Origin of the sequence: Amycolatopsis roodepoortensis, assembly GCF_014873915.1 — a bacterium.
GTDB lineage: Bacteria > Actinomycetota > Actinomycetes > Mycobacteriales > Pseudonocardiaceae > Amycolatopsis > Amycolatopsis roodepoortensis.
The window spans coordinates 778561-791864 of the sequence record NZ_JADBEJ010000005.1 but is presented as its reverse complement, the minus strand read 5'-3'; the positions used below and the strand labels follow the sequence as shown (position 1 = coordinate 791864).

11 protein-coding genes are annotated in these 13304 nt (G+C 68.2%); 5 read left to right on the top strand and 6 right to left on the bottom strand.

Translation table 11 applies throughout. From position 1 onward, the window contains the following. The first annotated feature begins 7 nt into the window (after positions 1–7). Positions 8–1582, top strand: a complete 1575-nt coding sequence (locus H4W30_RS23115; RefSeq protein WP_192744774.1) for a succinic semialdehyde dehydrogenase — start codon at positions 8–10, stop codon at positions 1580–1582. On the opposite strand, the gene H4W30_RS23110 is transcribed toward H4W30_RS23115, so the two are convergent. Both H4W30_RS23110 and H4W30_RS23105 read right to left on the bottom strand, forming a co-directional pair. Next, positions 1579–2859, bottom strand: coding sequence for an MFS transporter (locus tag H4W30_RS23110; RefSeq protein WP_192744773.1), 1281 nt, complete (start codon positions 2857–2859; stop codon positions 1579–1581). The genes H4W30_RS23115 and H4W30_RS23110 overlap by 4 nt on opposite strands. After that, on the bottom strand, positions 2856–4517 hold the full coding sequence (locus tag H4W30_RS23105) for an amidohydrolase (protein ID WP_192744772.1): 1662 nt from the start codon (positions 4515–4517) through the stop codon (positions 2856–2858). The genes H4W30_RS23110 and H4W30_RS23105 overlap by 4 nt, the downstream gene beginning before the upstream one ends. Before the next feature lie 209 nt (positions 4518–4726). Between H4W30_RS23105 and H4W30_RS44550 the strand changes: the two genes are divergently transcribed. Next, complete coding sequence (locus H4W30_RS44550; RefSeq protein WP_192744771.1) at positions 4727–5632, top strand: Lrp/AsnC family transcriptional regulator; 906 nt, start codon at positions 4727–4729, stop codon at positions 5630–5632. On the opposite strand, the gene H4W30_RS23095 is transcribed toward H4W30_RS44550, so the two are convergent. From H4W30_RS23095 to H4W30_RS23085, 3 genes are read right to left on the bottom strand one after another with little or no spacing between them, the layout of a single operon-like run. Next, positions 5629–7158, bottom strand: a complete 1530-nt coding sequence (locus H4W30_RS23095; RefSeq protein ID WP_192744770.1) for an AMP-binding protein — start codon at positions 7156–7158, stop codon at positions 5629–5631. The genes H4W30_RS44550 and H4W30_RS23095 overlap by 4 nt on opposite strands. Before the next feature lie 17 nt (positions 7159–7175). Beyond that, positions 7176–8303 carry a DUF5938 domain-containing protein gene (locus H4W30_RS23090; protein WP_192744769.1) on the bottom strand — a complete coding sequence of 376 codons (1128 nt, stop codon included), beginning with the start codon at positions 8301–8303 and terminating at the stop codon, positions 7176–7178. A 26-nt stretch (positions 8304–8329) separates the two neighbouring features. Beyond that, positions 8330–9133: an SDR family NAD(P)-dependent oxidoreductase gene (locus H4W30_RS23085; RefSeq protein ID WP_192744768.1), complete on the bottom strand. Its 804-nt coding sequence runs from the start codon at positions 9131–9133 to the stop codon at positions 8330–8332. A 164-nt stretch (positions 9134–9297) separates the two neighbouring features. Between H4W30_RS23085 and H4W30_RS23080 the strand changes: the two genes are divergently transcribed. Next, a complete protein-coding gene (locus tag H4W30_RS23080) occupies positions 9298–9906 on the top strand; it encodes a TetR/AcrR family transcriptional regulator (RefSeq protein WP_192744767.1) in 609 nt (202 codons plus the stop codon). Positions 9907–9952: 46 nt separating this feature from the next. Here the strand turns inward: H4W30_RS23080 and H4W30_RS23075 are convergent, their stop codons facing one another. Then, entirely contained in the window at positions 9953–10282 is a 330-nt protein-coding gene (locus tag H4W30_RS23075) for a hypothetical protein (RefSeq protein WP_192744766.1), read from the bottom strand. A gap of 473 nt (positions 10283–10755) precedes the next feature. Here H4W30_RS23075 and H4W30_RS23070 point away from each other — a divergent pair, with 473 nt between their 5' ends. After that, entirely contained in the window at positions 10756–12009 is a 1254-nt protein-coding gene (locus tag H4W30_RS23070; protein WP_192744765.1) for an HNH endonuclease signature motif containing protein, read from the top strand. Positions 12010–12278: 269 nt separating this feature from the next. Then, the gene (locus H4W30_RS44260; RefSeq protein ID WP_192744764.1) at positions 12279–13226 is read left to right on the top strand and encodes a cold shock domain-containing protein; all 948 of its coding nucleotides are present in this window, start codon (positions 12279–12281) and stop codon (positions 13224–13226) included. The last annotated feature ends 78 nt before the right edge of the window (positions 13227–13304 follow it).

Sequence of the window (13304 nt, the reverse complement as noted above, 5' to 3'; positions counted from 1 at the left end):
GAGGGCCATGACCGTCACACCGCTCGCGCTCACCCGACCGGCGTCGGTGACCGACGCGTTCCTCCAACGGCTCGTCGCACGCGTGCCGGGCTCGTCCGGCTTGACCTGGAAACTCACCGAGGTCTACACCGGCGACGTGCTCGTCGAGCTGCCCCAGTCGACTCCCGCCGACATCGAGCAGGCGTTCACCACCGCGCGCTCCGCGCAGGAGAAATGGGCCGCCACCCCGCTCAAGCAGCGCCTGGAGGTGTTCAAACGGGCGCATACGCTCTTCGTCGACAACGCACCGGCCGTCACCGACCTCATCCAGGTCGAGAGCGGCAAGAACCGGCGGATGGCGATCGAGGAGACCTGCGATCCGGCGATGGTGATGAGCCATTACCTCACGCGGGCCGCCAAACTGCTGGCACCGACCAAACGGGGCGGGCCCGTGCCGTTCCTGACGACGTCGACCGAAGTCAGGCAGCCCAAGGGCGTGGTCGGGATCATCGCGCCGTGGAACTTCCCGTTCGCCACCGGCATTTCCGACGCCGTCCCGGCGTTGATGGCCGGCAACGCGGTGGTGCTGAAACCCGACAACAAGACCGCGCTCTCCCCGCTCTACGGCGTCGAGCTGCTGGAGAAGGCGGGACTGCCGAAGGGGTTGTTCCAGGTCGTGTGCGGCGAGGGCCCGGACGTCGGCCCGACGCTCATCGACCAGGCGAACTACGTGATGTTCACCGGTTCCACCGCCACCGGCCGGGTGATCGGCGAACGGGCGGGCCGCAACCTCATCGGCTGCTGTCTCGAACTCGGCGGTAAGAACCCGATGATCGTCGTCGAAGACGCAGACCTCGCCGAGACCGTGCAGGGCGCCATCTTCGGCGCTTTCGGCAACACCGGGCAGATCTGCATGCACATCGAGCGGATCTACCTGCCGGAGTCCCGTTACGACGAGTTCAAGAACGCGTACGTGGCCAAGACCAAGTCGCTCGACGTCCGCGCCGCCTATGACTTCGGACCGGACATGGGCTCGCTCGTCTCCGTCGACCACATGAGCCGGGTCAAGTCCCATGTGGACGACGCCGTCGCCAAGGGTGCGACCGTCCTTTGTGGAGGAAAGCCGCGGCCCGATCTCGGCCCGGCGTTCTTCGAACCGACGATCCTCGAAGGCGTCACGAAGGACATGCTCTGCGGTGTCACCGAAACGTTCGGACCCGTTGTCGCACTGCACAAGTACCGCACGGTCGACGAGGCCGTCGCGCTGGCCAACGACACCGAGTACGGCCTCAACGCCTCGGTCTGGGGCGCCGACGTCGGCGCCGCGCGCGCCGTGGCCGCGCGGATCGAGTCCGGCAACGTCAACATCAACGACATCCTGGCCACCGCGTACGCCTCGAAGGGGACGCCGTCCGGCGGGGTCAAGAATTCGGGCGTCGGTGCCCGCCACGGGGACCAGGGTCTGCTCAAGTACACCGACGTCAAGAACGTGGCGGTGCTCAAGAAGCAGGTGATGGGTCCCCGCGGCGGCCAGACCTACGAGAAGTACGTCGAAGGGATGCTGTCCGGGCTGAAACTCATGCGGCGGCTGCGCATCCGCTAAACCTCGTCGGTGTGCTGTGGCGCGGCCAGCACGCAGACGATGCTCAGCACGCACATGCCGATCAGCAGGCCGATCGCCGGCCAGATACTGCCGGTCGCCTGGAACAGCAGCGTCGAAACCAGCGGTGAGAGGCCGCCGAAGAGCGCGCCCGCCAGCTGGTAGGACAGCGAGATGCTGGTGTAGCGCGCCCGCGGCCGGAACATCTGCGACAGGACGGCGGCGATCGGGCTGTAGGTCGCCGTCATCGCCAGGCGCATCGCCACGAACGCCGCGATGATCAGCGCCGCGTTCTTGGTCGAGAGCACCAGGAACTGCGGAGCCGCGAGCACGGCGACACCGGCGAGGCCGATCACGACCACCCGCACGCGGCCGAAGCGATCACCGAGCCAGGCCGCGCCGAAGCTGACGACCAGTTCGACGAACGCGGCGATGGTGAGCGCGTTGAGCACGAGCGATTCGGAGACGCCGACGGCCGGATCGGTCGCGTACGCCGTCGCGAAGGTGGTGACCAGGTAATAGCCGCCGACCGCGACGGGCAGCACGCAGATGCCCAGCAGGATCGGCTTCCAGTTCGTCCGGACGGCGTACAGGATGGGCACGCCGGTTTCTTCGACGGTCTCCTCGAAGACCGGGGACTCTTCGACCTTCAGCCGCACGATGAGGCCGACGCCGATGAGCAGCACCGACGCGAAGAACGGGATCCGCCAGCCCCACGTGGTGAGCCATTCGGTGCCGCCGGTGCTCAGGAGACTGAACAGACCGGTGGCCAGCAGCGCGCCCGCGGGGTTCCCCGCCTGCGCGAACGCGCCGTAGAAGGTCTTCTTGTCCGGTGGCGCGTGTTCGACGGCCATGAGCACGGCGCCGCCCCACTCGCCGCCGACGGCGAGCCCTTGGACGAACCTGAGCACCACCAGCAGGATGGGCGCCCACGTGCCGATCTGCGCGTAGCCGGGCAGGCAGCCGACGAGGAAGGTCGCCGCGCCCATCATGGTCAGGGTCACCACGAGCGCGGTCTTGCGGCCGACCCGGTCACCGACGTGCCCGAACACGATGCCGCCGAGCGGCCGCGCGAAGAAGCCGACGGCGTAGGTCGCGAAGGCCGCCGCGACGCCGGTCAGCCGGTCGCCCGTTTCGGGAAAGAACACGGTGCCGAAGACCAGGCTCGCCGCCGTGGCGTAGATGTAGAAGTCGTACCACTCGATCGTGGTGCCGACGAAGGCCGCGAGCCCGGCCCGGCGGGCCCGGCGGAGCGAGTGGGTGTCGGTCTGGACTGTCATCGGGCCACCTCGCCGTCGATCCAGGTTTCGAGCACGCGGATACCGGCGATCCGATCCGGCTCGCAGGTGAGGGGATTCTCGCCGAGCAGCACGAAATCGGCGCGTTTGCCGGGGGTGATCGAGCCGAGGTCGCGTTCACGGCCGAGCACCCTGGCGCCGGCGATCGTGTGGGCGGCGACGGCCGACCGGACGTCGATCAGCAGTTCGTCGCCGCCGAGCCGGTGACCGCGGCGGGTCGTCCTGGTCACCGCGGTCTGGATGGCTTCGAGCGGGTTCGGCTCCGCGACCGGGGCGTCCGAGCTCAGCGTGACCGGGACGCCCGCCGCCTGGAACTCCCCGAGAGGGTTGAACCGCTCGCCCGGGGTGCCGACGGCATCGGTGACGCCTTCGCCCCAGTTGTAGTAGTGCTGCGGCTGGTTGACCGGGTGGACGCCGAGCGCGGCCATCCGCTCGATCTGCTTCGGCGACGGCAGCCCGCAATGCTCAATGCGGTGCCGGGCGTCGGGCCGGGGATTCCGATGCTGCGCGTCCTCGATGGCGTCGAGCACCATGGCGATCGCGTCGGGGGACTGGGCGTGGGTCGCGGTCTGGAGCCCGGCTTCGTGAGCCTTGTCGATGAGTGCGGAGTAGTCCTTCGGGTCGTGGTAGAGCTGCCCGGTGCGGCACGGATCGCCGACGTAGCCGTCCGGGAAGTACGCGGTCCAGCCGCCGAGCGTGCCGTCGGCGTAGAACTTGATCCCCGCGAACGCGAGGCGCGTGGTGCCGAAAGCGCCGTGCAGCCCCATTTCCAGGGCCTGGTCCAGCAGATGCGACAGCAAGTACATGTGGACGCGGGTCTTGAGCCGCCCGGCTTCGTCCAGCCGCAGGTACATGTCGAACTCGCGGCGCGTCACCTGGGCGTCGCCGATCGCGGTCACCCCCGCGGCGAGGAACTTCTCCTGCGCGGCGGCCAGCTGCCGCGCGTGTTCCTCCGGCTCGTCCTCGAGGTGGAAGTTCGGCCCGTGATGCCCGACCTTCACCCCCGTGACGCCGGTGAGGATGTTGCACGCCGCGTCCGACAGCTCCCCGGTGAGCTCGCCGTGCTCGTCCCGGAAGAACACCCCGCCGTCGGGATCCGGGGTGTCGCGGGTGACGCCGTTGCGCCGCAACGTGAAGCTGTTGACCACGCCGCCGTGGCCGCTCGCGTTCATGAGGTAGACCTCGCGGTCTTCGGCGACCGCGTCGAGTTCTTCCTTGCGCGGATGGCGTTTCTCGGCCAGGTTGCGGTGTTCGTAGCCGTAACCGCGGACGGGCCTGGCCGCCGGGGTGTTCTCGGCCGCCTCACGAAGCAGCGCGACGATCTCGGGAATGGTCGACGCGCGCTCGGGACCGCAGTCGACCCAGGTCATCATCTGCCCGTACATCAAGGGATGCGCGTGCGGATCGACGAAGCCCGGGAGGAGCGTGCCCGGCAGACGTCGCACGTCCGGCTCGGGGTGGCCGAGACTCGCCGCACGGGCGCGGCACTCGTCCACCGAGCCGACCGCGGCGATCTCCTCGCCGAACACGAGCACCGCTTCGGCGCCTTCCGTGGCGTCGTCGACGGTCACCAGCTCGTCGGGATGCAGGATCGTCGCTCTCGCGTCGAGGACTGAACGATCGAGGGGCAGCAGACGCATCGCGCGGACTCCAGGGGTTCGACGGTGAAGTGGGGCGAAGGTAAGCGACGAAAACCCAGAGCGCAATCAGATCGGTCGTGTACGGACGGTGTTCACGATCGATATGGCGGCAATCATAGACAGAACGTGCAATCTCTGCTGTTCTAAGGGTATTCCCGTCGGTGATATGGTTCGGCACGCCGTCGGAAATTCAGCAGAGGAGAACCGCCGTGGACGACGCGTTGGTCGCGGCTTTGCGCGCGGACGGCCGGATGAGCGTGGCCGATCTGGCTCACCGCATCGGGGCGTCACGGTCGGCCGTATCAGCGCGGCTGGAGCAGCTGAAGGCCGACGGTTCGCTCAACGTGGTCGCGGCGGTCCATCCCGAGTTCCTCGGCCTGACCGCGTACGCGCATCTCGCGATCCGCACCTCGGGCCGCTCGCAGGCGACGACGGACGCCATCGCGGCGCTACCGGCCGCGGCGTTCGTCTCCGCGGTGAGCGGGGAGTACCAGACCGTCGCCGAGCTGCGCCTGCCCGATTCGCCGGAGCTGTACCGCACGGTGGCGGACATCCGCGGCCTGCCGGAGGTGGAGCAGGTCAACACGCTCGTCTACGTGGACGTGGTCAAGGGCCTGTTCATGCCCGGCCGTCCGCTGCCGCCCTGGCTCCGGCTCGACGACCGCGACCTCGCGATCATGCTGCGGTTGCAGGCCGACGGCAGGGAAAGTTACGCGAGCATCGCCGGGCACGTCGGGCTTTCGCCGTCGGCCACCCGCACCCGCGTGCGTTTCCTCCTGGAACACGACGTCATCCGGATCGCGCCGGTGCTCAGCCGCGCCCGCCCGGACGCCGGTCTGGTCTGCGGGATCGGCCTCAACGTGCGGGGCGCCGGTGACTCGGTGACCGCGGCGCTCGCCGCGCGCGACGACACCGAGTTCCTGGCCAGGACCATCGGCCGGTTCGACGTCGTCGCCACCATCGCGGCGCAGTCCGCCCGTGACCTCGACCGGGCGCTCGAAGCGATCAGTGGCAGGCCCGACGTCGTGACCGCGGAGACGTGGGTGCACCTCCGCATCGCCAAGGAACGCTACGAGTGGCCGTTGCCGACCGCGGAAGAACTCGCGCGGCGCTAGCCGTTGTCCAGCAAGGTTTTCCGGATCTCGGTCTTGAGCACCTTGCCGATCTTGGACCGGGGGAGATCCGGCCAAAGCAGGATCTCCTTGGGGGTCTTGATACCGCCCAGCCGTTCCTTGACCGCGGCGCGGAGTTCTCGCGCCGCCACGGTCTTCCCGGTGTGGAGCTGGACGACGGCGGTGATCTGCTCGCCCCATTTCTCGTGCGGCAGCCCGATGACGGCGCAGTCCCGCACCGCTTCGTGGGCCATGAGCGCCTGCTCGACCTCGGCCGAATAGACGTTGAAGCCGCCGGTGATGATCATGTCCTTGGCGCGGTCGACGATGTAGAGATAGTGGTCGTCGTCGAGATACCCGATGTCGCCGGTGTGATGCCAGCCGTGCGCGCTCGCTTCCGCCGTGGCGTCCGGATTCTTGTAGTAGCCGAGCATCACGAGAGAACCGCGGACGACGATCTCGCCGCGTTCGCCGGGCGGGAGCAGCTCGCCCGTCCCGGACATGATCGCGACCTGGGTGAGCGGGGTGGGCCTGCCCGCCGAGGTGAACCGTTCGAGGGCGAGCGAGCCGTCAGGATGGACGTGGTCGGCGGGGGAGAGCGTGGAGATCATCATGGGCGCCTCGCTCTGGCCGAACAACTGGCCGAAGACGGGACCGATCCGGGTGATCGCTTCGGCGAGTTTCGTGGCCGACATCGGTGCGGCGCCGTACCAAAGGCATTGCAGTGACGAAAGATCGGCGCCGTCCAGCGCCGGATTGTCGAGCAGGAGATAGATCAGCGTCGGCGGCAGGAAGGTGTGCGTGATGTGGCGGCTTTCGATCAGCGCGAGGAATTCGCCGAGGTCCGGCGACGGCATCACGACGATCTCGCCGCCGAGCGTCAGGACCGGGAAACAGAGCACGCCGGCCGCGTGCGTCAGCGGGGCGAGCGCCAGGTAACGCGGCCGCCCGGTGAACGGATAGCTCATCAGAGTGAGCGCCGACATCGTCTCGACGTTGGTGCCGCTGAGCATCACCGCCTTGGGCCGTCCGGTGGTGCCGCCGGTGCCGACGAGCAGGACCAGGTCGTCCGGTGGGCTCTCTTCCCAGGGCTCGGCGTCGTCGAGCCAGTCGGAAAACGTTACCGCGCCGGGCATCGAACCGTCGAGGCAGACCACTGTGGACAGTTTCGGCAGGTCGGGGAGCATCCGGGAGACGAGCGGTGCGAAGGACTCCTGCACCAGAAGGCAGGTGCAGTCGAACAGGTCGAGCAGCTCCCTGTTCTCGGCGGCCTCGTTGCGCGGATTGACCGGGCACCACACTGCGCCTGCCCGGCTGATACCGAAGACGCAGGCGAACGACAGGGGATCGTTCCCGGACAGGATCGCCACCTTGTCGCCGGGCTTGACACCGGAGCGGGCCAGCGCCCGCCCCACCCGCCACGAGAGTTCCCGCACGTCGGCGTAGCTGAGGGACGTGTCGCCCATCGTGAGGCAGGGCGCCGCCGGATCGAGTGAAGCGCCCTTGTCGAGGTAGTCGGTCAGTCGCACGCGCTCGTCCTCCCGGGTCAGTCGTGGACGGTCAGGACCGGCTTCGAAACCAGCCCGAAGCTTCGTAGCACGCCGAGCAGTTCGCGGTGACCGAAAGCCTGGCACCCGGACGCGAAACCGACCCGCTTGGGCGGCTGTTGCAGCAGCGAGTAAGCGCCGTAAGCCTGCATCAGCCCGGTCTGCTTGTAATTGCACGTGCCGTGGATGACGCAGTGCGCGCGGCCCAGCGGTCCCGACGCGTGCACCGAGTCGAGCGACGTGTTGAGCCGCTGGTTCTCCCGCGGCGGCATCTCGTCGCGCACCGCCGCGGCCTGCTCGGCCAGCACGCGCATCTTTTCCTCCAGTGGCAGGTCTTTTACCTGTTCCAGCACGGCAGCGACGATCTGCGGCACACCCTGCATCAGCGCGCGGTCGAAGACGCCGCCGACGGCCTTGACGTTGGCCACCCGGGCGTCGTTCTTGAACCAGACCGGATGCGACGTACCGCCCCAGGGCAGGGCCAGCCCGGTCTCGTGGTGGCCGGGCACGGTGACGTCCTGCAGGCCGCCGTCCGCGGGCCAGGGCAGGTACTCGTTCTGTTCGAGGTAGTACGCGGCCGAGAGCGCGGCGTTGACGAGGATGGTCTTCGTGGAAGCGACCGTGGGATAACCCTTCCAGAACACCAGGATGTCCAAAGTGTCCAGTCCCGGGGTCTCCAGGCAGAGGTTCGCCGCGATCTCGCCGGTGGTGTACATCTGCGCGATACCGGGGGAGAGCAGGAGGCCCTGCTCCGCCATCCGCGCGCCGTAGCGCTCCTCGGCGGAGATCAGCCAGTCCTGTTCGCCGGTGGTGTCGAGGTAATGCGTTCCGGTGCGCAGGCACGCTTCGACGACCTCGTGGCCGTACTCGCTGAACGGGCCGACGGTGTTGCAGACGACCTTGGCGTCGCGGAACAGTTCGGTGAGCGCTTCGACGTCGTGCGAGACCTCGACGACCTCGTGGTCGATGGTGTCGAGACCGGGAACGTGGTCGATCGCCTCCTGGATGCGGGCCTTGTCCCGGCCGGCGGCGATGAACGGGACGTTGTACTCGCGCAGGTACTCGCAGATCAGCCGTCCGGTGTAGCCGGAGGCGCCGTAGACCACGACGGGTTTGGGGCTGCTCATGGTGATTCCTTTCGGGTCGGTGCTGGTCACATGCCCATTCCGCCGTCGACCGGGAGCCCGGCGCCGGTGATGAAGCGGGCGGCGTCGGAAGCGAGGAACACGACGGCGTCGGCCATGTCCGCGACCTCGCCGAGCCGTCCGGCCGGGGTCTGCCCGATGACGGCGCCGATGGCCTCTTCGACACTGGGGAACAGGCCGACCTCGACGACGTCCTGCGCGAGCTGGTTGCCCATCTGAGTGGGGACGAGGCCGGGGTAGACGCAGTTGACGCGGACGCCGTAGCCGAGCTTCCCGGCCTCCATCGCGGCGACCCTGGTCAGCCGGTCAACCGCCGATTTCGTCGCCGAATAGCCCGCGATCCCGGGGAAGGCGATGGTCGCGGCGACCGAGGCGATGTTCACGACGGCGCCACCGGTGCCCGCCGGTCCGCCGGGACGCATCGCACGGAAGGCGTGCTTCACGCCGAGCGCGGTGCCGAGCACGTTGACGTCGAGCATCTTGCGCACGTCGGCGGGGTCGAGATCGGCGACAAGGCCGGTGATCTCGACGCCGGCGTTGTTCACCACGATGTCCAGCCCGCCGAGTTCGCCGATGACCGCGGTGACCGCCTGCTCCCAGCTCTGTTCGTCGGTGACGTCGAGCCGGACGAAGCCCGCGTTGGCGCCCTTCTGCTTGATCTGATCGGCGGTGGCGCGCCCGAGATCCTCCTGGACGTCGCCGATGACCACCGAGGCGCCCGCCAGGGCCAGCGCTTCGGCCATTCCGGCTCCCAGGCCCTGCGCTCCACCCGTGACCAGGGCTTTCCGGCCCGAAAGGTCGTACGAACCCATGGACTTCTCCTCCTTGAGACGGTCCGCGGTTGCGGCGTGGGTCACATCCTGAGCCAGTTTTGGACAGTCGTCAAGATTTTCTTGGACAGTCGTCAAGAATTCGGCGACGCTAGACTGTGGGACCCGCGGCAGGCGCGGGCTCCCGGACCGGACAGGAACTCGTGGTGACCGAGACGAGCGAGCGGATCGCACGCCGGAGCGTCGACAAGTTCGCCCAGCGGCGGGCGGAACTGGCGGAGTCCGCGCTGCAGGCGTTGTCCGAGCTGGGGTACGCGAGGACGAGCCTGCGGGAGATCGCGCAGAAGTCGAACTTCTCGCACGGCGTGCTGCACTACTACTTCACCGACAAGGTGGAGCTGCTGACCTACGCGGTCCGGAAGTTCGAAGAAGTGTGCGTGACCCGCTACGACGAGGCCGTGGCCATGGCGACGTCGGCCGAAGAACTCGAACGGGGCTTCGGTGCCGCGATGGCGGACACGTTACGGGCGGACGCCGCGATGCACCGGCTGTGGTACGACCTGCGGAACCAGAGCCTTTTCGAGTCCGCGTTCCGCGCCGACGTGCTGGAGATCGACGCCCAGCGGCAGGCGATGATCTGGCGCGTCGTGGAGCGCTATGCCGAACTCGCCGACGCGGCGCCTGTCGTGACAGGGCAGGTTGCTTACGCCGCCTTCGACGGCCTGTTCCAGCAGGCGCTGCTCCACCATCTCGCCGGCGAGGAGAACGGCCTCGCCGAGGACGCCGGGTCGTTGCTCAGGCGGCTGGTCTCATAATCCGTTCGACGGGCTCCTGGACGCGGAGCCCGTCGAACAGATTCGCCTAATCGGTGGCGTCGATCGCCGCGCCGTCGTAAAGCAGTGCTCCGGTGCCGTCATAGACCCGGACCTTGAGCTGGGTCATTTCCGTTCGCGAGTCCGCCATCAGGCGCTCGAACTCCGCGCGCCCTTCGTCGGAGCCGGGTTCGTGGCTTTCCAGCCTCCCTTTCGCCTCGCGGAGGCTGGCCATGTCCACGGTTATTTCCGCCGCGAAGGTGCCGTCGACGATGTCGGCTTCGGCCACCGTGCCGTCGTTGCCGACCAGTTCCAATCGGGTCGCTTCACGGGTGAGCGCGCCCAGCAGCCAGGCGGGGCGGCCGTTGTAGGCGGGCATCCAGTGCCATACCGAATACGGACGGCGGTTTTGGTCTTGGTCTTGGGGCTGCAGGTTCAGCCACGTGCCGCGGCCGTTCTCGAGAACGCAGATGCCGGCGGATCCGTCGTCGTTGTAGGCGATGAGCGCCCCTTGTTCGGCGGTGGCCCCGATCCTGGCGCCGGGATGTCATCCCTGCTCGGGCGGTAGGGAGTCGGTCGAGCCGCGTGCCGTCTTCTCCGCGATGGTGGCGGCGAGTGCTGATTCGAGCTGTGCTGCCGGTGAAGTCACTGCGTGCTGTTCTCCTTCTCGTCGGACCATGTCCGGGTTCGTTGCCGCCTCAGAGTAAGCGCTTACTCGGGTGGTTGGGTAGTGACTTGTGATCGGCGGAGCAGAGGCAATCGTCCTGTTCCACTCTTCGGTGTTAAATGCGCCCGTTCATTGTTGCTTAAAATTACGAACACTTGTTCTATTTATTCGGGTATTATGGAGGTGTGTCCGAGACCTTTCTCCCCGAGTTGCCGCAGGAGTTGTGGCGCGCCGGCAAGCTGGAGCTTGCTCATGGCGTGCACCAGTCCTTGCTGGTGATTCGGATGGCCACTGCCGCGTTGGGGCAGTTTCTGGCGGAGATCGAGAATCGGGGCGTCAAAGACTTGTATGGGTATGGCCGTACGGATAAGTGGTTCGCCGATATGGCGGGATTGTCGGTCGGTGAAGCGCGTGCGGTGGTGAACCGGGCCATCGCGTTGAATCCGACGCGGGCACTGGACGGCAGCGAGGTTCCGGCTGTCGCACCGGCGACCGCCGCGGTCGCCGCCGAGGGCCTGGTCGGGGACGAGCGGATCGATCAGATCCTGGACATCTTGAAAAGGCTCCCTGCCGACACCTCCGCTGAGGATCGGGCGGAGGCGGAGAGGATCCTCGCCGACCTGGCCCCGACCGCTGGTCCGCGACAACTGGCGAAAGCTGAGGCGAAACTGCTGGGCTGGCTTGACCCCGACGGCAACGAACCCAAGGAGCCTGAGCCCAAGGAACCACGCCGGGAGATCACGCTGGAGCGGCGCAGGGACGGGTTCTGGAAGTTGACCGGGCTGCTGGACGACGAGACCGGTGCCCGGACCGCCGCCGCCCTGGAGGCGTATGCCCAGCCGCGGCCGGTCGACGAATTCGGCCAAGCGGATCTGCGGATGAAGTGCGAACGCATGGGCGACGCCTGGGCCGAACTCCTCGACCTAGCCATCGCCTGCCCCGACCAACCCGGAACCAGCGGCTACCGCACCCTCGTGCACGTCACCATCGGACTCGACGAACTCAAATCCGGCCTCGGCACCGCCTGCCTGGACTTCGTCGGAACGATGACCGCCCGGGAAGCCCGACTCGCAGCCTGCGACTGCCTGATGCTCCCAGTGGTAATGAGTGCCGCCGGTGAACCCTTGGATGTGGGGCGGCTCAGGCGGTTCGTCACCCCCGGCCAGAGATGGGCGTTGAACATCCGCGATGGCGGCTGTGCGTTCCCGGGATGTCATCGGAAACCGAAGAACTGCCACGCCCATCACATTCATCACTGGGTGGACGGTGGTCCGACAGATCTCCGGAACTTGGTGCTGCTGTGCGGGTTTCATCACCGGTTGATTCACCACGGCGACTGGGAAGTCCGCATGGCCACCGACGGATTACCGGAGTTCATCCCACCCCAATACCGAGACCCGCTCCGACAACCCCGCCGCAACACCCTCCACCACCGCTGAACCCCCGAAGAGCCCGCCAGCCACACCGGCGACGGGCCCTTCGCCATGCCTTCAGTTGGGAGCGCCCGGTCGTGTGGGGTGAGGGTCGCCAGGGCATCTGGAGAGTCCAGACGGTGTTTAGACCTGGTCTCAAAACTCGGCGTGTCGCTAGGTGAACCAACGGCCCGCCCCTGGCTCCGCACCGCCCGACTGAGGGCCCGGCCCAACGGACCGGAGGTCTGTCAGGGAGACTGGGGGCCAGTGCCCGCCCTCTCGACCTGGAGCCTTTTATGCCGCAAGGGACCGTCCGTTGGTTCGACGCCGAACGGGGTTTCGGCTTCCTCGCGCCCGAGGACGGCTCGCCGGACGTGTTCGTGCACGCCTCCGAGATCGTCGGGGACGGCGGCGCGAAAATGCTCCGCGAGGGTCAGGCCGTCGTGTTCGAGGTCGGCGAGAACGACCGCGGGCCCCAGGCGCTGCATGTTCGCGTCACCGCCGATGCGGCCACCGGCAGCGCCGTGGGCCTGCTCGGCACCGTCACCTGGTACGAGCCGGGCAAGGGGTACGGCTTCGCATCGCCGGACGGCGGCGGCGCCGACATCTTCGTGCACAGCTCCGCCATCGTGACCGGCGGCGTGGTCACCGAGGGGCAGCGGGTGGCCTTCCTGATCGTCGAAGGCGAGCGCGGCCCGCAGGCCGGGCACGTGATCCCACTGGGAGCAGGGGCCGGCTCACCCGCTGCGGCTGGTATCGCGGACGGTGCCGACGGCACGGTGGCCTGGTACGACGAGGACAAGGGCTTCGGCTTCATCAACCCCGACTCCGGCGCCGGGGACGTCTTCGTCCACGCCCGGGCCCTGGCCGAGGGGCTGACGTGGCTCGCGGAGGGCGACCGCGTCGCCTACGAGGTGGCTAGTGGAGACAAGGGCCCGCAGGCCCGCGACGTGCACCTGGTCCGGGGCGCCGAGCCCCAGACGGCGCCGCAGCGGTCGGCACCTGCCGCGGCCGCAGGGCCGGCGGCGCGGGACGTGCCCGTACGAGGCGGCGAGGGCGTCGTCGCGCGCTACGACGACGACCGCGGCTTCGGCTTCATCACCCCGGACGCAGGCGGCGACGATCTCTTCGCCCACGCGTCCGTGATCATGGGGTCGGAGCCGCTGCAGAAGGGTGACCGGGTCCGGTACACGGTGCGTCAGAGCGACCGGGGCCCTCAGGCCGACCGCGTCGAACGCCTCTGACGAGGCGGCTCGCCGATGGCTGATCATCCCCGTCGATGGTGCCGTCAGCAACGCGGCCGCAGCCTCTTCAGGAGATCG